At 44.9% G+C, this 21786-nt stretch carries 17 protein-coding genes; 12 read left to right on the forward strand and 5 right to left on the reverse strand.

The features are described 5' to 3' along the window. Nucleotides 1-126 precede the first annotated feature (126 nt). The 3 genes from TOL2_RS04870 to TOL2_RS04880 are packed head-to-tail and all read left to right on the forward strand — an operon-like array spanning nucleotide 127 to nucleotide 3543. On the forward strand, nucleotides 127-1938 hold the full coding sequence (locus tag TOL2_RS04870; RefSeq protein WP_014956413.1) for a PAS domain-containing sensor histidine kinase: 1812 nt from the start codon (nucleotides 127-129) through the stop codon (nucleotides 1936-1938). A 56-nt stretch (nucleotides 1939-1994) separates the two neighbouring features. After that, the gene (locus TOL2_RS04875) at nucleotides 1995-3341 is read left to right on the forward strand and encodes a sigma-54-dependent transcriptional regulator (RefSeq protein WP_014956414.1); all 1347 of its coding nucleotides are present in this window, start codon (nucleotides 1995-1997) and stop codon (nucleotides 3339-3341) included. A gap of 4 nt (nucleotides 3342-3345) precedes the next feature. Further along, entirely contained in the window at nucleotides 3346-3543 is a 198-nt protein-coding gene (locus tag TOL2_RS04880) for a hypothetical protein (RefSeq protein ID WP_148278055.1), read from the forward strand. A gap of 2 nt (nucleotides 3544-3545) precedes the next feature. Here the strand turns inward: TOL2_RS04880 and tyrA are convergent, their stop codons facing one another. Next, on the reverse strand, nucleotides 3546-4688 hold the full coding sequence (tyrA, locus tag TOL2_RS04885) for a bifunctional chorismate mutase/prephenate dehydrogenase (protein ID WP_014956415.1): 1143 nt from the start codon (nucleotides 4686-4688) through the stop codon (nucleotides 3546-3548). A gap of 367 nt (nucleotides 4689-5055) precedes the next feature. Between tyrA and TOL2_RS04890 the strand changes: the two genes are divergently transcribed. After that, entirely contained in the window at nucleotides 5056-6633 is a 1578-nt protein-coding gene (locus tag TOL2_RS04890; protein WP_014956416.1) for an ATP-binding protein, read from the forward strand. A 103-nt stretch (nucleotides 6634-6736) separates the two neighbouring features. Here the strand turns inward: TOL2_RS04890 and TOL2_RS25865 are convergent, their stop codons facing one another. Continuing rightward, nucleotides 6737-6928 carry an SDR family oxidoreductase gene (locus TOL2_RS25865; protein WP_083863873.1) on the reverse strand — a complete coding sequence of 64 codons (192 nt, stop codon included), beginning with the start codon at nucleotides 6926-6928 and terminating at the stop codon, nucleotides 6737-6739. A gap of 166 nt (nucleotides 6929-7094) precedes the next feature. On the opposite strand from TOL2_RS25865, the gene TOL2_RS04895 reads away from it, so the two are divergent. The 8 genes from TOL2_RS04895 to TOL2_RS04940 all read left to right on the forward strand — a co-directional run bounded on the left by TOL2_RS04895 (nucleotide 7095) and on the right by TOL2_RS04940 (nucleotide 18933). Next, on the forward strand, nucleotides 7095-8918 hold the full coding sequence (locus tag TOL2_RS04895; RefSeq protein WP_014956417.1) for a PAS domain-containing sensor histidine kinase: 1824 nt from the start codon (nucleotides 7095-7097) through the stop codon (nucleotides 8916-8918). Between the two features lie 311 nt (nucleotides 8919-9229). Beyond that, entirely contained in the window at nucleotides 9230-9820 is a 591-nt protein-coding gene (locus TOL2_RS04905) for a response regulator (protein ID WP_014956419.1), read from the forward strand. Next, nucleotides 9817-10695 (forward strand): methylenetetrahydrofolate reductase, encoded by an 879-nt coding sequence (locus TOL2_RS04910; protein ID WP_014956420.1) that lies wholly within the window; start codon nucleotides 9817-9819, stop codon nucleotides 10693-10695. The genes TOL2_RS04905 and TOL2_RS04910 overlap by 4 nt, the downstream gene beginning before the upstream one ends. A gap of 64 nt (nucleotides 10696-10759) precedes the next feature. Next, the gene (locus tag TOL2_RS24020; RefSeq protein WP_014956421.1) at nucleotides 10760-12046 is read left to right on the forward strand and encodes a (Fe-S)-binding protein; all 1287 of its coding nucleotides are present in this window, start codon (nucleotides 10760-10762) and stop codon (nucleotides 12044-12046) included. 15 nt (nucleotides 12047-12061) lie between these two features. Beyond that, entirely contained in the window at nucleotides 12062-16495 is a 4434-nt protein-coding gene (locus TOL2_RS04925) for an NAD(P)-binding protein (RefSeq protein WP_014956422.1), read from the forward strand. 136 nt (nucleotides 16496-16631) lie between these two features. After that, the gene (locus TOL2_RS04930; protein WP_173391114.1) at nucleotides 16632-17057 is read left to right on the forward strand and encodes a hydrogenase iron-sulfur subunit; all 426 of its coding nucleotides are present in this window, start codon (nucleotides 16632-16634) and stop codon (nucleotides 17055-17057) included. A 94-nt stretch (nucleotides 17058-17151) separates the two neighbouring features. After that, nucleotides 17152-17829, forward strand: a complete 678-nt coding sequence (locus TOL2_RS04935) for a methylenetetrahydrofolate reductase C-terminal domain-containing protein (RefSeq protein WP_041279273.1) — start codon at nucleotides 17152-17154, stop codon at nucleotides 17827-17829. 135 nt (nucleotides 17830-17964) lie between these two features. Continuing rightward, nucleotides 17965-18933: a methylenetetrahydrofolate reductase gene (locus TOL2_RS04940; RefSeq protein ID WP_014956425.1), complete on the forward strand. Its 969-nt coding sequence runs from the start codon at nucleotides 17965-17967 to the stop codon at nucleotides 18931-18933. A 112-nt stretch (nucleotides 18934-19045) separates the two neighbouring features. Here the strand turns inward: TOL2_RS04940 and TOL2_RS04945 are convergent, their stop codons facing one another. The 3 genes from TOL2_RS04945 to TOL2_RS23440 form a co-directional block, all read right to left on the reverse strand. Next, nucleotides 19046-20281 (reverse strand): type II toxin-antitoxin system HipA family toxin, encoded by a 1236-nt coding sequence (locus TOL2_RS04945; RefSeq protein WP_014956426.1) that lies wholly within the window; start codon nucleotides 20279-20281, stop codon nucleotides 19046-19048. Continuing rightward, nucleotides 20278-20574, reverse strand: a complete 297-nt coding sequence (locus TOL2_RS04950) for a helix-turn-helix domain-containing protein (RefSeq protein ID WP_014956427.1) — start codon at nucleotides 20572-20574, stop codon at nucleotides 20278-20280. The genes TOL2_RS04945 and TOL2_RS04950 overlap by 4 nt, the downstream gene beginning before the upstream one ends. A gap of 180 nt (nucleotides 20575-20754) precedes the next feature. Further along, nucleotides 20755-21483, reverse strand: coding sequence for a hypothetical protein (locus TOL2_RS23440; protein WP_014956428.1), 729 nt, complete (start codon nucleotides 21481-21483; stop codon nucleotides 20755-20757). Between the last annotated feature and the right edge of the window lie 303 nt (nucleotides 21484-21786).

Genomic DNA, 21786 nt, shown 5'->3' on the forward strand with positions numbered 1-21786 from the left:
TGTGAAATAAGAGATTGATAGTGAATTTGGGGTAGTGTATACTTTTTACCCATGCTAAAGTATCCAGTTGGATATAAAATACCCGGAATCAGGGTGTCTGAAAATTAATGGAGACTTTGAATAAAAATGAAAAAACATGCGGTTTTTTTTGTATCACCCCTTTTAATGGCAGGTGTGCTATTGATCCTGCTGCCTATCTTTACACTTATGACCCTGGACCGGCTTGAACGGCAAAAGGAATTTTCTTTTCAACGGCTGCTGGAAAAGGGAGTCTCTTTGATCAGGACCTTTGAGGCAGGAACAAGAACCGGGATGTTCACCATGCGGTGGGGGGCACAAAGAATCCAGGCAATGCTGTTGGAAACCTCGTTTCAGCCTGAAGTTGTTTATATGATGATCACATCAAAGGACGGCCGTATACTGGCACACTCGGATGCTGCCATGGTAGGGCAAATCTTTGATGCCATGCCGGATACGGCTAAGATAAACAAAGATACTGCAAAGGTCTATCACAGGGTCAGGCAGCAAAAAGACAAGGATGAGGTATTTGAAGTTTTCAAGCGGTTTGTGCCGATCCGTCCACGATTCAAGCGCGGACATATGCGGATGCACGGCATGCCGATCCGTCTGCAGGATAACCTTCCAAACCGGCAGGAGAGCTTTCAGGACCGGCAGGAGAGGCAAAGAGAAACAATGGACTGGAGCCGGCCGTATTTTCAGGGCCAGGGTGAAGAACTGACGGAAATGGCGGAGCATTATCTTTTTGCAGGGCTTTCAATGGAACGAGAAAAATTTGCACGGACCAGGCTTTTAAAGGAGACGGTATGGCGCGGGACATTCTTTTTTCTGCTGGGATGTGCCGGAATGGTTGCATTGTTCGCATTCCAGGCATACCGTTCTGCCAGGGCATCTTTGACCAGCGTAAAGGCGTTTTCCGATACTGTGATCCAGAACATGCCGTCAGGACTGGTGACCATGAATTTATATCATGACATCACCTCGGTTAACCGGTCTGCAAAAAAAATCTTTGGCGGGGATTTAACATCGCCGTTTCCGCAATTGGTTGAATTAATTGAATTGATTGATGAGATGACCAGCTCCCAGGAGATGGTCAACCGGGAGATCACTCTTAAAAGTGTTAGCGGCAGTAATATTCGCCTGGATGTCACGGCATCTCCTATCAGGGACAGTGAAAATCAAGTCATGGGATTTTTATTTCTTTTCAGGGATCTCACCCAGATATGGGAGTTGAAAAAACAGGTGGAAACAAACAAGCGGCTTGCAGCCATCGGAAAGCTTGCAGCAGGCGTTGCCCATGAGATCCGAAATCCTTTGAGTTCCATCAAAGGGTTTGCCACCTATTTCAGCAAGCGGTATGAAGATAATGCCACAGATAGTGAGACAGCCCTGATAATGGTCAAGGAAGTTGAACGGATCAACCGGTCAATTACTCAATTGCTTGAATTTGCAAAACCCATGGTGGTTGAAAAAAAACAGGTGGATCTACATGATCTGGTTGATCATTCTCTCAAACTTGTTCACCATGACCTGATTCAAAAGAAAATAGAGACCAAGGTTGATATTGATTTAAAACAACCGTTCATTTATACGGATGGCGACCGTATGAATCAGGTGCTGTTAAATTTATATATCAATGCCATTCAGGCATTGGGGGACCGGGGGCGACTGGAAATCCGGGTGCAGGATGCCGCAAAAATACCAGGACACATTGAAATAAGGGTTATGGATAACGGCAGCGGTATTGATGAACAGGCCATTGACCTGGTTTTTGATCCTTATTTTACAACCCGCTCCACAGGAACGGGGCTTGGGCTTTCAATTGTTCACAGGATAATTGAAAACCTTAACGGCAGCATCCGTGTGGAAAGTACAAAAGGGCGCGGCACCTGTTTTATTATTAATTTGCCGGTTTCATAAAAGAAAAAAAGCCGGATATAACAGCCTGAGGATAAAATTCAGAGGATAAAAAATAAATGAAAAAAATACTTGTGGTTGACGATGACAGGGCACATGCCATGATGCTCAAAACTTTGATGACGGATTGGGGGTATCAGGTTCTTCTGGCAGATGACGGGATAATTGGCGTGGAAATGGTAAAAGCACAGCCTTTTGATTTGATTCTGATGGACATGAAAATGGTGAAAATGTCGGGAATGGAAGCATTGCAGCATATAAAAGCTTATAATCCGTCCCTGCCGGTGATTATCATGACTGCCTATTCATCGGTTCAAACCGCTATAAAGGCCTTGAAAATAGGTGCTTATGACTATCTGACCAAACCCCTGGATTTTGATAAGCTCAAACTTACCATTGAACGTATATTTGAAAGTATTTTTTTGAAAACCGAAAATCAGGATTTGAAAACCCGGTTAAAGGCGCGATCCTTTGACCATGATATTATCGGCAAAAGCCCTGCCATACTTTCTTTGCTGGATACCATCCATATGGTGGCCCCCACGGATGCCAATGTGCTGGTTACAGGGGAATCCGGAACCGGCAAGGAGCTGGTTTCATCTGCCATTCATTTTAATTCGTTGAGAAAAGATCAGCCTTTTGTGCGAATCAATTGCGCTGCTATCACTGAAACCCTTCTGGAATCAGAGCTGTTCGGTCATGAAAAAGGAGCCTTCACCGGTGCGGACAGAAGAAGGAAAGGAAAGTTTCTGCTGGCTGACAAGGGCAGTATTCTGCTGGATGAGATTGGTGAGATGAGTCTTGGCATGCAGGCAAAATTGTTGAGGGTGATCCAGGAGAAGGAAATTACACCCGTGGGAAGTGATCAAAACATTAATACGGATGTTCGGATTATTGCGGCAACCAATAAAGACTTAAAAAAATGGTCTGAACAGGGAAAATTTAGACAGGATTTATATTATCGGCTTAATGTTGTGACTGTTGAAATACCTGCGTTGAGAGAGAGAAAAGAAGATATTCCAACCCTTGCCCTTCATTTTCTGGAAATGTTTGCAAAGAAAAACAAACGTGATATCAAAGGTTTTTCACCCGATGCCATGGATGCCATGATCAGGTATGGGTGGGAAGGCAATGTCAGGGAGTTGATGAACAGTGTGGAAAGGGGGGTTGTGCTTGCCAGGTCCGATTTTATCTGTCTTGAAGACCTGCCATTTGCCACAATCAAAGAAGCAGACGGCATTGATGCAGGAACGGACTTTGGAAACATCAGGCTGTCACAGGTAGAGCAAAAAGCCATTCTTTCCACCCTTGAATCCGCCGGCGGCAACAAGAGTGAGGCGGCCAGGAGACTTGGGATTACAAGAAAAACCTTATTTAAAAAATTAAAACAATATGGGAAAATCTAAATCAATGAAAAATTTAAAAACAGATATCAAACTTAAGGACTGCATGGTTGAAGCCATTGGGGGCATATCAGACTTTATCACCCGGACAACAGGGACAAAACCTGAACAAGAAGAAATTGCCGCAGCACTATCAAAGTATTTCGTGCTAAAGGAAATACTTGAATTTATTCAAATGGAACGGCAGGAAAAAAAAGACCAGTAAAGTTAAAACCGTTCCGTAAGCTTGTTGATTAAAAATGTGCTTTCACGCATGGCCTGTTCACTGAACGGGCCAAACCACCGGGCAATGTGTTTGAATTTTGAAATAAAGAGGTCTTTATCATTTTTTTCCAGCATTTCAAAATGCTGGCTTAAAGAAGAAATAAACTCTTTTAAAAGATTCCGACGTTCCGGGGTCGCAAAAATTATTTCCGCATAAAGCGAGCTGTCCTGGGCAAATAAGCGCCCTACCATTCCCAGCTCAAGGCGGTAAATCGGGCTTGAAAATTCAAGGGTTCTTTCAAGAGGTGTGCCCCGTTCATATAAAAACTGCCCGAAACAGAACGTGGCGAAATGGCGAAGTGCCTGGACAATTTCCATTATTTCGTCATGCTCTGCAGCGCTGGATTCAACAATAATCCCCCCCCATAGCGTAAGCTGTTCTTTCAGCCACTTGCAGCGATCTGAATCTCTTCCCGGTGTGACCACAATGATCTGTTTGTCAAGGGAACCCGACGTGGGTCCGAATATGGGATGAAGTCCTGTCACAGGTCCCGGATGGGCAGCAAGCATTTTTTCCAATGGTTTGGTTTTTATGCTGGTCAGATCCGCAAGAAGGGTTTTGGGTTCAAGAAAGGGTACGATCTGTTCAATAATAGTTTCGGTTTTTTCAATGGGAACTGAAATCAGGCAAAGATCAACGTTTTTGCAAAGTTGTTTTGCATTGTCCCAATCTTGTCTCGTAAGGATTTTAACGTCATAACCGGATTTGAGAAACAGTGAAGCAAAAAATCTTCCCATCTGGCCCGCCCCCCCGACGATCAGTACCTTGGCACCCGGTCTGATGCCTTTGTGTTCCATCTGGCCGGTCTGCTCGACACGGGACTGCCTTAAAATCACCCGGTAAAGGTCTTCCATGAAATCCGGGTCAAGATTGGCGTTTTGTGCCTGAATTCTCAGTTTTGAGATCAGATCTTCTTCCCTGGCAGGATGATATACGGGTATCTGGTGTTTTTTCTTTAGCTTGACCACATGTTCAACCTGAGCATGGCGTTGCTTGAGAAGGGAAAGAATTTGTGAATCAATGTTATCTATTTTTGTTCGTAACGGAATGATTTTTGTGTTAAATGTTTGATCGTCGTTTCCCATATTATCTCTTCTTTTAAATCGTTAACCCCAAAATGGCATGAATTATCACTAAATTATGATAATTTCAAGAACAATTGATGGTTTTAATGAACCAATGCTGTGGCCAGGGTTAATTATCCAAAGGGGTGCAGGATTAGAGGGTGATGTATTATAAACGTTTTAAATATTGTATGACCATGATTTTTATATGGATTTTATTATGAAAATAGTTTAAATAAATAAAATCACTCTTTAAAAATAAAAAATCCTTTAACGTGATTCTCAATTGGCCTTTTTCTATTTAAGATATCGCGCTTATTTCAATTTCACCTTCACATGAAAATGGCTGAATAGGAATTCTTAAAAATATTATAACAGGATATTTAATATGACTTATCGACGAGAAGATATTGAAAATCAGTTAAAAAATTCAGGTGATCAGTTTATCCATGTTCTGGATAATCTTAATTCCGCCATATCTGTTGTGGACATGGATACTTATGAATTGTTGTTTGTCAATAAAACCTTTGCCCGATATTTTGGAAAGTGTACATCTGATTTGATGGGAAGGATCTGCTGGGACGTGTTTTTTGAAAATAAGAAAACGCCATGCAGGTATTGTACTAACGGGAAAATGGTGGATAAAAACGGTCAGCCAACCGGGCTTCATGTCCGTGACTTTGAAAATAGATATTTAAATAGAGTATTTGAAATTACAGATCAGGCCATCCAGTGGTCAGATGGCAGGTTGGTAAAATTGAGTGTTGCAACGGATATTACAGAACGCAAATTAAGGGAAAAAGAAAAGGTTGATGCATTGAAGTTTTCATTTGATCAGGGAAAATATGCTCTGGTCGGTCAGGTGGCAGGGAAAATGGCTCATGATTTTAATAATATACTGGGGGCCATCATGGGAAATGCTGAGATTTCGCTTCTGGATTGCCGGGAAGAAGAGACCATAGAAAACTTGCAAATTATCCTGGAACAGACAATACGGGGGAAAAATCTGACCCGGAACCTTGTGGCATTTGCAAAAGACCAGGAAATTAAAGAAGAATATTTTAATATTCATTCAATGATCAATCTGGTAATTCACTTGCTGGACAAAGATCTTGACGATACAGTTGTCGTGAGAAACTTTAACTCTGATCTGCCTGAACTGCTGGCTGATCCCGGTATGATCGAGCATGCGCTGGTTAACCTTGTTCAGAACGCGATTCATGCCATGAGTCTTGTAAAAAAACCGGAGCTTACCATAAAAACATATGTCAGATCAAAAAATCTGTTTGTTGAGATCATTGACAATGGGTGCGGGATTCCTGATGAATATCATGAGGATATCTATTCTCCATCATTTACCTTGAAAGGCAGCAGAGATTTTACAGGGGCATACAGAGTTGGTATCAAAGGGACAGGATATGGCCTGTCCAATGTTAAAAAGTATATTGAAAAACATAAGGGCAGCATTTGTTTTGAAAGCAAAACAAATCAAGGAACCAAATTTATTATTTCCGTTCCTATCATTAAAAAAGACCTGACAAAAAATGAAAAACGCCTTGTTTTACAAAAAAAAGTCATCAAAGGAAGAAGAATCCTTTTGGTGGAAGATGAGCCTTCCATATCAAAAGTTCAATATAAAATATTATCAAGTGAGCCATTTTGTCACAAGATCACAATTGCGCAAACCGGTGAAATAGCCATGGATGAATATGATAACGGTGAATTTGATCTGATCAGCCTGGATTATTTACTGCCGGGAAATTTTAACGGGTTTGACATATACAGGCATATTCGTACAAAAGATAAGAATCTCCCCATTATTTTTGTGTCTGGAAATTTCGCTTTCCTGGAATCCATAAAAGAGTTGTTAAAAACCGATAAAAATATGGATTATGTGTCCAAACCATGTGAAAATATTGTGTATGCCACGACCATTAATAAATGGCTTCAAAAGCAATCAAGTTAAAAAAGAGCAATTGGTTTAAAACGGAAGATCACAAATTATCATATCTGTTTTTTTTCATGGCAAGTCATGGTCAGAAAACCTACGGATAAAGATCAAGTCCATTTTACAGCACGCCTCCATTGATACCTATCACCTGGCCGGTAATATATCCGGCGTCTTTTGAACATAAAAAAACAACTGCGGCGGCAACTTCTTCGGGTTTGCCAAGTCTGCCGGCAGGTATGTTTTCTCCTTTATTTATCCCGCTTAACCATAAAACTTCATGTTCTGCTCTTTGAAAAGTGAAAATAATTATTTGTTTTCACTTCTAATATAGCCGGAGGCTTTAGTCAACCGTCTCATAAGCTTAACAAAAGGTTTGGTTTGTGTCAGTATGGAATATGCGGGATCTTGACAAAAAATAAGGCGGCAAGTATTAATTGAAGTCATACTTACATTTTTCGTTTATAAGGAGATATCTCATGGCTGATCACACTCCAAAGCTCCTGGATGCACTGGATGCATTTGAGGAAGGTATTTATATCATCAATGAAGATTATACCGTGGAATACATGAATAAATTCATGAAAGAGTTGTTTGGGGACGGGGTAGGCAAAAAATGCCATGAGGTGCTGATCGGATCTGGCATCCCTTGCACCTGGTGTAAATATACTGAAATATTTGACCAAAATGAAACCCATCACAGCGAGGTGCATATTGAATCGGTTGATAAAATATTTGCCCTGTCTGAACTTCCTGTAACCAACCAGGACGGAACCAAATCCAAGTTGTCCATATACCGGGATATTACTCACAGTGTTCGGCAGGAGGAAAAACTCAAATCCTCCGAGGAAAGTTATCAGCGGCTGTTTAAACATGTGGGGTGTGGCGTGTTTATCAGCAGCCGGGAGGGGCGGTTCCTTGATGTTAATCCTGCTTTGTTGAAAATGCTCGGTTATACGGACAAGGAAGAGTTTCTTTTGCTTGATCTTGCAAGGGACGTTTATTTGACGCCCGGAGACAGACAAAAATATACACAGATAATAGAAAAAACAGGCCATGTTGTTGATTACGAGTTAAAATGGCGGCGGCGGGACGGGAATATTATCCATATTCTGTTAACCAGCACTGTCCGTTATGATGCCAATGGGGAAAGTCTTGGCTATGAAGGCATTGTCGTGGATCAGACCCGGAGAAAAAAACACGAGGACCAGATCAAAAAAGCCCATGATTTTTTGGATAAGATCATTTCGTGTTCTCCCAACGCCATTATGGCAATGGACTTGAGAGGAGTGATCCGGCTGTGGAATAAGAGTGCAGAAGATATCTTCGGGTTTAAGGCTGCCCAGGTGGTTAAAAAAATGACCATTCAGCAGATTTTTTCAAAAAAACTGGCTAAAACGGTTATGGAAATGATGCGCAGCGAAAATTATGGGGGCAAAGGAAAACTGAACTCCTATCCATTGAATTTTGAACGCGATGACGGCGAATTGGTTGAAGGAAATCTTTCTGCAGGCATTATTTATGATGAAAAAGGCAATGAATGGGCAACGGTCGGGCTGTTTGTGGATTTAAAGGAGCGGCTTAAAACAGAAAGAGAACTCAGTGCGGCAAGACAGCACCTGCTTCAGTCGGAAAAACTGGCTGCCATGGGTCGGCTCACCTCCCAGATCGCACACGAACTGAACAATCCGCTGTTTGGCATCATGAACACCCTGGAGTTGATGAAAACCGAGATTTCACCTCAAAATAAGCGAAGAAAACTTCTGGACATGTCGTTGTCGGAAATTGAACGGCTGGCGGATATGCTCAAAAAAATGCTGTCGTTTTCAAAACCGGATCAGGACAAACGCATTAAGATTGATATTAATGTTGTGCTTGATGAGCTGCTGTTGCTTTACGAAAAACGGTTCAGGGAAAGCGGCATAAAATTAAAACTTGATCTTGTTCGTGATTCGGAGGAAATCCTGGCCTCAAGGGATCAATTGCGCCAGGTTTTTATCAACCTGTTCTCCAATTCCATGTATGCCATGCCTGACGGCGGTACGCTTGAAATATCTACAAAAATTATTTCAGACAATCTTTATGTAAGTGTCAAGGACACTGGAACCGGAATCAAGCCCGAACATATTGAAAAGGTGTTTCATTCTTTTTTTACAACCAAGAAACAGAATGTTCAGGGCGTGGGGCTGGGCCTTTCCGTCTGCTATGGGTTTATCAAGGATCATGGTGGAGATATTGTTGTTGAATCTGAAGAGGGAAAATGGACAAAGTTTACCATTATGCTTCCCCTTGCCGGCAAATAGGCGACAATCAGTTTGCCGCGGTACTGATTATCGCCGTGAACGGCTTGTTTGGCGGCTGATTTGCGAAAAGATTTCTTTGTATCATGGATTTATTTAAAAAAAACAGGCGGTTGTTTTTTTTAAAATAGATTTGATTTTTTTTATGTTTGCTGTTTTCATGAAAAGCCTTTGTGGTCTTGTGTTTTTCGCCGAATCGGGTGCTTGTTGTGTAAGCTATGGTTATTATAGGAATTAATAATGCTTGACAAAGTATATTATATAAAATAACTATAATAACTGAACCCATAAAAAATCGTCTAGAAGGAGGTGTTATGGAAGACACGTTGACTGTATTCACTGCAAGCAAATACTGCAATGTTTCGTCTAAGACCATCATCAACTGGGTGGAAGCCGGTCATATTAAGGCGTATCGCACTGTTGGCGGACATCGCAGGATCAAAAAATCTGATCTTGAAGCGTTTATGCAAAGCCAGGGAATTCCCATTCCTGAGGCGAAAGAAGGCGGCTCCGGAAAAAAGATTCTTGTTGTGGATGACGATATGATCATTGTAGAGTCAATCGTACAGGCATTGGAAGAAGATGAATTTGACTATGAAGTTATTTCAGCCTCGGACGGTTTTGAAGCCGGGCTTCAAGTCAATCATTTTCATCCGGATCTGTTGATTCTGGACATTATGATGCCGGATATCAAAGGCTATGATGTCTGTAAAAAGATCAAGGCAAACGAAAAAACAAAACATACCAAGATTATCGTGTTATCAGCATACCTGGATGACGATAAATTTGCCCGTATGAAAGAGTATGGTGCTGATGTTTGTTTTTCAAAGCCGTTGCCCCTGCCCAAGCTCAAAAAAGAAGTGGCTAAATTGCTTGGATTAACAGCTGAAGGAGGCAGATCATGAATTTAAAAGAATCATTAGAAAAAAAGAGATTTGTCGTGACATCCGAAGTACAGGTTCCCCTCGGTGATGAAGAATCCGAGGGGCTGGTTGAAAGCCTTGGACGGGTAAAAGGCCGCGTGGACGGTTTGTCAATCGCTGAAATAGAACTTGAAGGTGTTGTAAGCGACACCATTAAAACCTGCGGTCTGTTAAAAGAGAACAACCTGAATGCAATTTATCAAACCACCACAAGAGATAAAAACCGGTTTCAGTTGCAAAAGGATTTGACACTGGCCCATGAAACAGGTGTTGACAATCTTCTGGTGTTTACCGAAGACTACAGGATTTCCGGGGATACACTTCAGGAATCCATGTTCTTTCATGTTGATTCCGGCAAACTGGGATCAGTCCTGAATCACTTGAAACAAGGGGTGACCATTGAAGGAAAAGAGCTTGAGAGTAAAGTTGAATTTTCCCTTGGCTCCGGGATTGAAACCCCCTGGGGAAAAAGCATGCCAAAACGCGGCATGGAGGAAATGGAAGATATGATGAATGTGGGGGCGGGATATTTTTTGACAACGCCTATTTTTGATATTGATCAGTTTGCAAAGTTCATGAAGCAGGTTGAGCCTTTTAGAGTTCCGGTTATTGCCGAAGTCATGATTCTAAGAACAGCAGGAATGGGAAAATTTTTGAATCGCCATTTTAAATCCGGACTTGTGCCTGAATGGGTTATCCAAAAGCTGATGAATGCAACAAACAAAAAAAAGGCAAGTATGGAGCTTTTCGCCGACACGGTTAAAAGTTTGAAAGATATCTGCCAGGGGGTTCATATTGTAACTCTTGGGGGGGTTGATAACCTGGTGCAGTATTTGAATGCTGCCAAATTAAGATAAAAAAACACCAGAACAAGAAAGCATTAAGACAAGGGAGAATTATTAAGTAAGGGGGAATTTTAAAATGGCAGAGGCAATTAAGATTGATGAACTGGACATTGAACTTAAAGATGCCGTCCTGGAAAAGGTGCCGGACGCAAATTTTGATCTTTGTCTGACGTGCGGAACCTGTACCGGGGGGTGTGCAGCCTCGGAACTGTTTGATATGGACCCCAGAAAACTTATTCGGATGCTGAATCTGGGCATGGACGATGAAATTCTCAAAAGCGACTGGAAATGGGTGTGCAGCATGTGCGCACGATGCGTGGCAGCCTGTCCCATGAACATCAATATTCCGGCCCTGGTTTATAATATTCGCAATATGGTTCCACGGGAAAAACGGCCCAAGGGGATTCTCGGGTCTTGTGACCAGCATATCAAGACAGGCAGTGCCATGGGCGCGAAAAAGGATGATTTTGAATTCACTGTGCTGGATGTAGCTGATGAGATAAGAGAAGACCATCCCGGGTTTGAGGATCTTCAGGTGTCTGTGGACCGGGAAGGCGCGGCAATGGTTTTGAACCAGAACTCAAGAGAACCTGTGACCGAACCCGAGGAAATGGGGCCGTTATGGAAAATTCTTCACACTGTGGGTGCTGACTGGACCTATCCTTCGGTGATGTGGGCCGGAGAAAATTATTGCATGTTCATGGCTGATAATGAGGGATGGAAATATATTATCGAGGAATTTGTTCATCATGTGGACAATAACTTGAAAAGCCCCCTTGTGGTCAATACAGAGTGAGGTCACTCATATTTTGCGATCCTGGAAGGATTGCGAAGATTTAACATTCCCCATAAGTTTAAACTTGTTACGATTATTGAACTCTACGCACAGTGGATCAGGGAAGGCAAACTCAAGGTAAATTCAGACTGGAATAAAGAGATCGGCGCTAAATTTACAGTGCAGGACCCCTGCAATATCGGACGAAAAACCGGGTCAAATAAAATTGTGGATGATTTGCGGTTTGTCATTAAAACCGTTGTGGGTGAGCAAAATTTTATTGATACGGTTCCCAACCGGGAGAACAACTATTGCTGCGGCGGCGGCGGTGGTGCTTTGCAGGCTGGATTTCCCGATCAGAGAAGGGCCTACGGCAGAACCAAATTCAATCAGCTTGCGGCAACCGGTGCAACTTATGTGATCGCACCCTGTCACAATTGTCACGGCCAGATTGAAGATATTGGCGAGCAATTTGGCGGCAATTATCATGTGGTTCATTTGTGGACTATCATTTGCCTTGCCATGGGGGTGCTTGCCGATACGGAACGAACCTATCTTGGGCCGGATCTGGCCGGCGTGGGACTATAAAAAGGAGGAATCCAAATGGCCGAAAAAGGTAGAGGGTCGGTAATGGTTGTGGGTGCCGGCATTGCAGGTATCCAGGCGTCACTGGATCTGGCGGATTCGGGATATTTTGTATACCTTGCGGATAAAAACACAGCCATCGGCGGAACAATGGCGCAACTGGATAAAACCTTTCCCACCAATGACTGCTCCATGTGCATTATTTCGCCAAAACTGGTTGAAGCAGGCAGACACCTGAACATAAAATTGTTAACCATGACCGAGATTGATGGAGTTACCGGCGTTGAAGGGGATTTTACAATAACATTAAAGGAAAAACCGCGATTTATTGACCTGGAAAAATGCACGGCCTGCGGGGAATGTTCCGCTGTCTGCCCGGTGGAGCTTCCCAGCCGGTTTGACGAGGAGCTGGGAAACCGCAAGGCCGCGTTTAAACTGTATCCCCAGGCCATGCCGTCGGGTTATGCCATTGAGAAAAAAGACAAGGCCCCCTGTCGTCTGACATGTCCTGCCGGGCTGAATGTTCAAGGATATGTCCAGATGGTCAAGCAGGGTAAGTACAGAGAATCATTGGAAATCATCATGGAACAGCTTCCCCTGCCCGGAGTGCTGGGTCGTATCTGTCCTCATGAATGCGAGGATGCCTGCCGAAGGTGCCAGGTGGATGAGCCAGTGGCCATCCGGGATTTGAAACGGCTTGCAGCAGACAGTTTTGATCCAAGGGATGTGAAGATTGAGTGTGCGCTCAGGATCGGCAAAAAAGTGGCTGTCATCGGTTCCGGCCCGGCTGGTTTGTCAGCAGGATATCATTTGGCCAGAAAAGGGGTGGATGTAACCATATTTGAAGCATTGCCCGAGGCCGGAGGTATGCTGAGGGTGGGCATTCCCGACCATCGCCTGCCCCGGGAGGTACTGGACAAAGATATTGAAGTGGTCACCAACCTGGGTGTTGACATTAAATTTAATGTCTGTCTTGGCAGGGATTTTACCGTGGACAGCCTTATGGCGGATGGTTTTGATGCGGTTTTCCTCGGTCTGGGCGCCCATAAGGGAATTGCCCTGGGCATTCCAGGAGAAGGATTTGACGGGGTGAGGCAGGGCGTGGATTTTCTGCGGGAACTCAACCTGTCCGGGAAAACCAGGGTGGGCAAGCAAGTGGCGATTGTCGGCGGCGGCAATGTGGCCATTGACGTGGCCAGGTCTGCGGTCAGGCTGGGGGCAAAAGAGGTCACCATCCTCTATCGCAGAACCAGAAAAGAGATGCCGGCCTGGGAAGAGGAGATCCGGGCTGCAGAAGAGGAAGGCGTTGATATCGTCTATCTTGCCGCCCCTCAGAAGCTCATGGAAGAAAACGGGAAACTGGCTGCTGTGCGGGTGATCAAAATGGAACTGGGCGAACCTGATGCCTCGGGCAGAAGACGTCCCATCCCTGTGCCGGGCAGTGAATACGATATTGAAATTGATCAGCTTATTTGCGCAATCGGTCAGCGCCCGGATCTTACCGCCCTGAAAGATATGGCAGGTGTGAACATCACCAAATGGGACACCACCCGGGTGAATCCGTTGACCCTTGCCACGGACCGGGAAGGGGTGTTTGCGGGCGGGGATCTTCAGACAGGTCCCAGTGTCGCCATTGCAGCCGTGGCAGCCGGTATGGAGGCGGCTGAATCCATTTTCCGGTATCTTCAAGGATTGGATATGGAAGAGGGAAGACAACTGCCAGTGGTTGAAAATCCAAAGTTCCAGCCGATTGCAGAAGATATGAAAACTGAAAACCGTTATAAAATGCCTGAACTTGCCCTGGAAGACCGGGCCGGTAATTTTAATGAGGTGGAGCTGGGATTAGGTGAGGCAGAAGGCAGAAAAGAGGCGGCAAGATGCCTGAACTGCGGATATTGTTCCGAATGCATGCAGTGCGTGGATGCCTGCCTTGCCAATGCAGTGGATCATTCCATGACCGGCAGAACCCACACCATCAACGTGGGGGCGGTTATTCTTTCTCCCGGGTTTACCCCTTTTGAACCAACGCAGATGACCTCCTATTGTTACGGCCACAGCCCCAATGTCATGACCAGCCTGGAGTTTGAAAGAATTTTGTCGGCTTCCGGGCCATATGGCGGTCACCTGGTCCGGCCCTCAGACAATGAGGAACCCAGAAAGATCGCCTGGCTTCAGTGCGTGGGATCAAGGGATATCAATAAAGGTGATCATTCATATTGTTCGGGAGTCTGCTGCATGTATGCCAACAAACAGGCGGTGATTGCCAAGGAACACAGTGGCAAAAATCTTGATACTGCAATTTTTTTCATGGATATGAGAACCCATGGAAAAGAGTTTGACAAGTATAATATGAGAGCCCAGGATGACAGCGGGGTCCGGTTTATTCGGTCAAGAATTCATTCCGTATTTCCCGAACCCGGAGATTTCTACAGGATTGTGTACTCTTCTGAGGCCGGTCACATGGTTGAGGAAATTTTTGACATGGTGGTGCTGTCCATAGGGCTTTCACCCAATAAGGACGCCCAAAGATTGGCGGATAAAATGGGCATTGAACTGAATCATCACGGGTTTGCCCGTACTGATAACCTGTCGCCTGTGTGTACCAGCAAAAAAGGGATCTATGTGTGCGGCACTTTCCAGGAGCCCAAGGATATTCCCGCTTGTGTTATGGAAGCTTCGGCGGCTGCGGCCAGTGCATCCATGGCCTTACAGGATGCCAGGTGGAGCCAGACCAGAACCAAAGAACTGCCGCCGGAGAGCGATTTTTCAGGGCAGGCTCCCCGCATCGGTGTGTTTGTGTGTAACTGCGGCATCAATATCGGCGGTATTGCCGATGTTCCGGCAGTCAGGGATTATGCGGCAACATTGCCCCATGTCGTCCATGTGGAGGACAATTTGTTTACCTGTTCCCAGGATTCCCAGGATCACATGAAACAGGTGATTCAAGAGCATGATCTTAACCGGGTGGTGGTGGCATCCTGTTCACCCCGAACCCATGAACCATTGTTCCAGGAGACCATAAGGGATGCAGGCCTGAACAAATATCTGTTTGAGATGGCTAATATTCGGGATCAAAATACCTGGGTTCACATGAACGACCCGGATAAAGCCACTCAAAAAGCCAAGGACCTGGTTCGAATGGCCGTGGCCAAAGCCGCATTTGTAGAACCCTTGCACCAGGTGGCCCTGGAGATTAAAAAATCTTTGCTTGTGGTGGGCGGCGGCGTGGCTGGTATGGAAGCAGCTCTTTGTGCAGCAGGCCAGGGGGTTGACGTTCATCTGGTGGAAAAAACAGCAGTTCTGGGGGGTGTTGCCAGGAATCTGAATGCCACCTGGAAAGGGGAAAATATCCCTGATTATCTTGAAAGCCTGATTGCCAAAACCCATGCAAGTGAAGCTATTCATCTGTATCTGGATTCTCAAATAGAATCCTTTACAGGCTCCATGGGCAATTTTATCACCATCGTTAAAAACAATGAAACCGGACAGCAAAGCAGCATTGAACATGGGGCCGCCGTTCTTGCCACCGGCGGAAAAGAATACAAGCCCCATGAATATCTTTACGGCGAACACCCCGATGTCCTGACTCATCTGGATATGGATGCGGCATTGCGGGAAAAGGACTCTCGAATTGAAAAGGCAAAGTCTGTTGTGTTTATCCAGTGTGTAGGCTCCAGAAATGAGCAGAACCCTTATTGCAGCAAGGTTTGCTGCACCCATAGCCTGAAAAGTGCCATTGCCTTAAAAGAAATGGACAGGCGAAAAAAAGTTTATGTTATTTACCGGGATCTTCGCTCTTATGGTTTCAGAGAAGACCTGTACCAGACAGCACGGGGCCTGGGCATTTTGTTTATCCGGTATGATCTGGAAAAAATGCCGGTCTTGAGGGAAAATGCCAATAAACTGCTGGAATTGTCCGTGATTGATCATATCCTGCAGATGCCGGTGACCATTCATCCCGACCTGGTGGTTCTGGCTTCGGGGGTTGTGCCGGGGGACAACAAGAATTTGTTTGAAAAATTAAAAGTGCCGACAAACGCTGAAGGGTTCCTGGTGGAGGCCCATGCCAAGCTGCGGCCCGTGGATTTCGCATCGGACGGGTTGTTTGTGGCGGGCCTTGCCCATTATCCCAAACCTGTTGAAGAGAGTATTGCCCAGGCAAGGGCGGCGGTTGCCAGGGCCATGACCATTCTTTCCAGGGACTCGTTGATGGTGGGCGGTGTGGTGGCCAGGGTGACTCCTGAAAAATGTGCGGTCTGCCTGACCTGTGTGAGGACCTGTCCCTATGGTATTCCTTATATCCATGAGGACGGATATGCTCAGATTGATGCTTCCGAGTGTCATGGATGCGGGGCTTGTGTGGCGGAGTGTCCGGGCAAGGCAATCCGGCTGGATCATTTTACGGATCAGCAGATAATGGCAAAGACGGATGCGCTTTTTGAAGATGCATAAAAGGTTTATGATGTTTGATTGTTTGCAGGCTTTTAGTGTTTATAAGCTTTGAATGTTTGTAAAATTTGAACGGTTGTAAAATTTGTATGTTTATAAGTTTTTAATATTCATAAGCGTTGATGAACGGAGGTTAAACATGACCCGGGAATTTGAACCCAGGATAATCGCATTCTGCTGCCAGTATTGAGCTTATGCAGCCGGGGACCTGGCAGGTTCCATGAGACTGTCCTATCCAGCAGACGTTAAAATTATTCAGGTGCCCTGCACGGGACGGGTGGACATTCTTCACCTGCTGAATGCCATTGAAGACGGAGCGGACGGGGTTTATGTGGCGGGATGCCTTGAAGGAGAGTGCCATTTTAAAGAGGGCAATTTTAAGGCCCGAAAAAAAGTGGAATATGTTCAACGGACATTGACGGAGCTTGGCATTGAGCCTGAACGGGTGCGGATGTACAATCTTTCGTCGGCCCAGGGTGCGAGATTTGCCGAGATTGCCAATGAGATGGTGGCCTGCATCAGGGAGTTGGGGCCAAGTCCGGTGAAAAAACACCATGCAGCGTGAAGTTTTAAGCGAAACAAAAATTTTCATACTGTTAAATTGTGCCAAAAAAAAATTCAAGTTTTTGGAATGGTTAAAAAAACAATAGAGGTGAATCATGATAGTAGCAGATCGAAAATCTCTTCCTGAGATATTGGCGATGGTTGAAAATGATAAAAAAATTCTCATCATCGGGTGCAAAGGGTGCGTTACTGTCTGTAATGTCGGGGGATTAAAGGAGGTTGAAATACTGGCCTCGGTAATTAAAATCGCCAGAAAGAAAAATGGAAACGACATTGAAATTGATACTCAGGTTCTGGAAAGACAGTGCGACACCGAATATGTGGCCGGGATAAGCGATACCGTAGGGGATTATGATGCGGTTGTATCTCTTGCCTGCGGCGTGGGGCCCCAGTTTTTATCTGAAATGTACAAAGACCAGACCTTTTATCCCGGGGTCAACACCACCTTTTTCGGCGGTGCCACCCAGCACGGGATCTGGGAGGAGAGGTGCGCGGGCTGCGGCACCTGTGTGATTCACGATTTCGGCGGGCTGTGCCCCATATCAAGGTGTGCCAAAAGCCTTATGAACGGCCCCTGCGGCGGATCATCCAACGGGATTTGCGAGGTAAACAAAGACACGGTGTGTGTCTGGGATTTGATTGTCCGCAAAAAAATGGAGGCTGGAAAACTCGAAGACCTGATGGGTCTCAAGGGGATAAAAAACTGGCGCACGGCACGGGATGGCGGACCGAGAAGAAGCATACGCGAAGAATTGGTCAAGGGCAACATATAAATGCCACAGGCAGAGTCGGGATTTTATTTGGATCTGTCCGCAATATCCTAAAGGGCAGAAACCAAAGATGTAACGTTTTTTGTTTGAATTTTTTGAGAAGTTTTAGATAAAAAACTGACAAAGGAGAAGACTCAAATGAATGAGCTTAAGTCAGGCAGCGAATTTAAACCAGGAAATGATCTTAAGTCGGGAAGTAATCTTGAAAAGGTTCTAAAGGCCGGTTATTTCGCATTCACAGGAGAGTGCGGCCCCCCCAAAGGTGCCAATGTCCGGCATCTGAAAGAAAAATTTCAATATCTCAAAGGCAATGTGGATGCTGTGAATATGACCGATAACCAGACAGCAGTGGTCAGGATGTCTTCTCTTGCAGGGTCGGCTCTGTTGGTTGAAGAAGGGCTGGAACCCAATTTTCAGATGGTCTGCCGGGACCGCAACCGCCTGGCCATCATGAGCGATATTTTGGGTGCCTATGCCCTGGGTATTCGGAATATGCTGTGTCTTTCCGGGGATCACCAGACATTTGGCAACCATCCTGAAGCCAAAAATGTTCATGATATTGATTCCATGCAGCTTATCTCAGTAGTAAAAAAGATGAGGGATGAGGAAAAGTTCATTAACGGTGAGGAAATTGATGTTGCACCCCGGATGTTCATTGGTGCGGCATGCAACCCTTTTGCCGACCCCTATGAATACCGGGTATACCGGCTGGCCAATAAAATAGAAGCCGGGGCTGATTTTATTCAGACCCAGTGTATCTTTAACATGGAAAAGTTCCGGGATTTCATGAAAAAGGCTGTGGACATGGGGCTTCATGAACGCTGCTATATTCTGGCCGGAGTTACCCCCATGAAAAATGCGGGTATGGCCAATTTCATGTCAAAATTCGTGCCTGGCATGGACATTCCCGATTCTCTGATCAAGCGCCTCAAGGGTGTGGACAAGCGTGACCAGGCAGAAGAGGGCATCAAGTTCGCCCTGGAACAGGTGGAAGAATTCAAACAGATGGAAGGGGTTTCAGGGGTACACATGATGGCCATTGAATGGGAACACAAGATGCCTGAAATCGCCGAACGGGCGGGGATGTTGCCCAGGCCTGCGGTGTAGGGCATGGCATCCGGTTGTTTGACCTGGGTATCAAAAGCAGCGCGGCCTTACGGAAGCTGTTTTCCGGGCCGCTCTTTTTTGAAAACCGTTTAAGCCCTAAGGCAGCTGAACGTTATTTCTCCGGGATATCCGCAGGTTTCTCCAGGGCGCTTAATCTTCTTTGAATTCCCCATTCAAGTCTCTGGATGTCAAATTCAGGAACACGGTATTGTTGGAAAATTTCCTTCCATTTTGAGACGGCGGAAAGGACGTCGTCAATAATACCCTCTGTCCGGGGAATTTTAAGTTTTTTACCGATTTGCTGTAATGTAAGCCGGTTGGGAGGCAACTGCCCGGATCCCATCGGGAAAGATAAAACATGCTCTCTTCTTTCATATAAATCCGGCAACACATCGTATGCCGGAGACAAACAAAAACCAGGCTCTTTATGGAGTATGCAGAAATTTTTCAGATGATCATCGGTATTCCCGATTGCCGCATTGAAAGTCATCTGGCGAAACAGCATGGGGATATCGACAGATGGTTGAAAACTGTATTTTCTGAGGATTTCAAACAGGTCTTTGTATCCCAGTTGATAGTATCCTTCCGCCTGCAGCAGTGTCTGCATGCTGATCATGTGATACCGACCGCCGTGTTCGGAAATATCAAATCTCTTTATCAGTAAAATATTTCGGCCGCCAACTTCCCTGATTTCAAAATCAGGTACATCCAGGCCGGACAACCTTGCCATTTCAAGGCATCCAGCCTCAATCCGTTCAACGCAAAAAGAATCATCATGCTTTGGGAATTTTGCAAGGCACAGATATCCAGGCTCCCTTTGAACAAGGGTTTTTGGCCTGGCTCCGCCGGGAGAACTGCCATGGACAAACAGCAATTTTAATTGTTTTTCATTCACCGGCAGTCCCGCATCATATCGCAGGGCCGCCTCTAAAAGATCCGGCAGGCTTACAATATCAGCCGGCTGATTGATATGCGTTATCTGCCCTTTTGGCGCAAATGACAAGGCCCCCAATCCATTGGCTCCCAAAACCCCAAGCAGATTTGGCGGGCGCTGTTCGCTGCGGGGCAGCCCGGCTTTCTGTATCAGGATTTTCCTGCCCCAATTATCTGGCAGAGCGTCTTCAAAAACAGCGTGAATCCCTTCCGGCCTTTGTACGGTAAACTCTTCCTGTCTCAGAGGAAGGGTTACGGGATCCAAAGGGAAAGCCTTTGGATGCTCAAGATATTCCCGGGTATATTGAAAGGCCCCGGGAATGATACCTTTTTTGTCTGGTTCCCTGGTGACGATTTCCCCGCAATTGATGGTTGTGTTATCGGGAAGGGTGATGTTAACGTCCAGCCAGATCATTTTTTTATCCTCTTTTTGCCAGCCCGTTGCCTGGGTTTGTCCCGCTTTTGATTCCGGACCTCTTCAAATAAGGATTTTCGGGGGGCCAGCAGATAATCCAGGTCGTCAAGCCTGTCAAGCACGGCCAAGGCTTTTTCCCACTTGCCGATTGATATTGAAGGGTCCCCTTGTTCCATTTTATAGAGTGTGGGAATCGACACGCCGATTCGAAAGGCAAACTCCCTTTGCGGATCATTACGTTCCAGCCGGGCTTTTTTCAGGCGTTGCCCCAATTGTTTTATTTTATCATCCACGGGTTCTATCCATCCTGAAATTGATTCAATATAAAACTAATAAATATTCTTTTTATATAATTAAATTGTAAATAAAACAAATATTATTTAATGTTATTTTTTATAAAAATTAAAAGTCCGCTATCAAAAAGGGAGCCAGCCTGACGGGAATATTTTTCAGGCTGGCTCTTTTTTTTAAATTTATCTATCAAGACGGTTTAGATATTCGAGAATTTGTTCGTTATTCATACGGCTTTGGCGGTCTCCCATTTTTTTATTCATGTTGATTCGGGTCTCATATTCTGAAATCAAGTCACGATGCCCTGTACTATCTGCCTGGGTTAGAAAAGTTGTGCCATAGGGAAGGTGACTTGGATCAAAGGACAATATTGCATGATCAAGCAAGGATATTTCACCGGCATCATATAATTTTTGCGACAACTCAGCGGTCTCATCCGTAGTTATATTGCGGACGTCGTATTTTGAGGCTGTTTTTTGCCAAATGGATTCAGATCCTGTCAAAGCCGCATTCCCGGCGGAATCATCCTGCATGGCAGATTCAGCCGCAAGACGTTTCTGGATCTCTTCTGAGATGGTTTTTTCAATGGCAGCACGGTCTTTGGGCGACATTTTGCCAAGGTCTTCTTGTGTAATCCCCATTGCCATAAGGATTTCATCTCTGAGTTTCTCTATTCTTCGTACCCGAAGTTCCTTGAAATAGCCGGCAAACCCTTTTTCTTTGATTATGGCGACATCGTCACTCGCATGGGAATTATCTGCCTGGTTTTGCCTGGTATTGACAGTATTTTCCATCTGCTTTTCCAAAAGCTCGGCAAACTGGCCTAATGTGTCTGTTATCTTTTGATTACAGGGTACTATGGTCGTCAGGGATAGTGATTTTACAGGAATTGAAGTCGTTTCAATGGTCATATTTTTCTCCTTTTGTCCTTGTTGTAGTCCTCATGTTATAAAAAGCAAAATTCCGGCCAGGCTAAATATTATTTTGAGGAACAGGGATTCAATAATACTCGAATTTAATAAAGATCAAGTTCATGTGTGTTTGTTTTAAGAAATTTTCATATTGACGCACGACACAAAGTCGTGACACATTAATGTCGCTCTTTAGTGTCGTGCATTGTGAATGCGTGACAGATAAATTTGTTTTTCACAAATTTTATAAAGGAAAGAATGCATGTCGCGTGTCATGCCTGCCTAAGAGTTTGATCTATCTGG

Source organism: Desulfobacula toluolica Tol2, from assembly GCF_000307105.1.
GTDB lineage: Bacteria > Desulfobacterota > Desulfobacteria > Desulfobacterales > Desulfobacteraceae > Desulfobacula > Desulfobacula toluolica.

Excerpts from the sequence above, each read along its gene's own strand:
- TOL2_RS04925 (WP_014956422.1), top strand. The coding sequence starts at position 12,062 with ATGGCCGAAAAAGGTAGAGGGTCGGTAATGGTTGTGGGTGCCGGCATT.
- TOL2_RS04890 (WP_014956416.1), top strand. The coding sequence starts at position 5,056 with ATGACTTATCGACGAGAAGATATTGAAAATCAGTTAAAAAATTCAGGT.
- TOL2_RS04870 (WP_014956413.1), top strand. The coding sequence starts at position 127 with ATGAAAAAACATGCGGTTTTTTTTGTATCACCCCTTTTAATGGCAGGT.
- TOL2_RS04945 (WP_014956426.1), bottom strand. The coding sequence starts at position 20,281 with ATGATCTGGCTGGACGTTAACATCACCCTTCCCGATAACACAACCATC.
- TOL2_RS04880 (WP_148278055.1), top strand. The coding sequence starts at position 3,346 with ATGAAAAATTTAAAAACAGATATCAAACTTAAGGACTGCATGGTTGAA.
- TOL2_RS23440 (WP_014956428.1), bottom strand. The coding sequence starts at position 21,483 with ATGACCATTGAAACGACTTCAATTCCTGTAAAATCACTATCCCTGACG.
- TOL2_RS04905 (WP_014956419.1), top strand. The coding sequence starts at position 9,230 with ATGGAAGACACGTTGACTGTATTCACTGCAAGCAAATACTGCAATGTT.
- TOL2_RS04875 (WP_014956414.1), top strand. The coding sequence starts at position 1,995 with ATGAAAAAAATACTTGTGGTTGACGATGACAGGGCACATGCCATGATG.
- TOL2_RS04910 (WP_014956420.1), top strand. The coding sequence starts at position 9,817 with ATGAATTTAAAAGAATCATTAGAAAAAAAGAGATTTGTCGTGACATCC.
- TOL2_RS04940 (WP_014956425.1), top strand. The coding sequence starts at position 17,965 with ATGAATGAGCTTAAGTCAGGCAGCGAATTTAAACCAGGAAATGATCTT.
- TOL2_RS04935 (WP_041279273.1), top strand. The coding sequence starts at position 17,152 with ATGATAGTAGCAGATCGAAAATCTCTTCCTGAGATATTGGCGATGGTT.
- TOL2_RS04895 (WP_014956417.1), top strand. The coding sequence starts at position 7,095 with ATGGCTGATCACACTCCAAAGCTCCTGGATGCACTGGATGCATTTGAG.
- tyrA (WP_014956415.1), bottom strand. The coding sequence starts at position 4,688 with ATGGGAAACGACGATCAAACATTTAACACAAAAATCATTCCGTTACGA.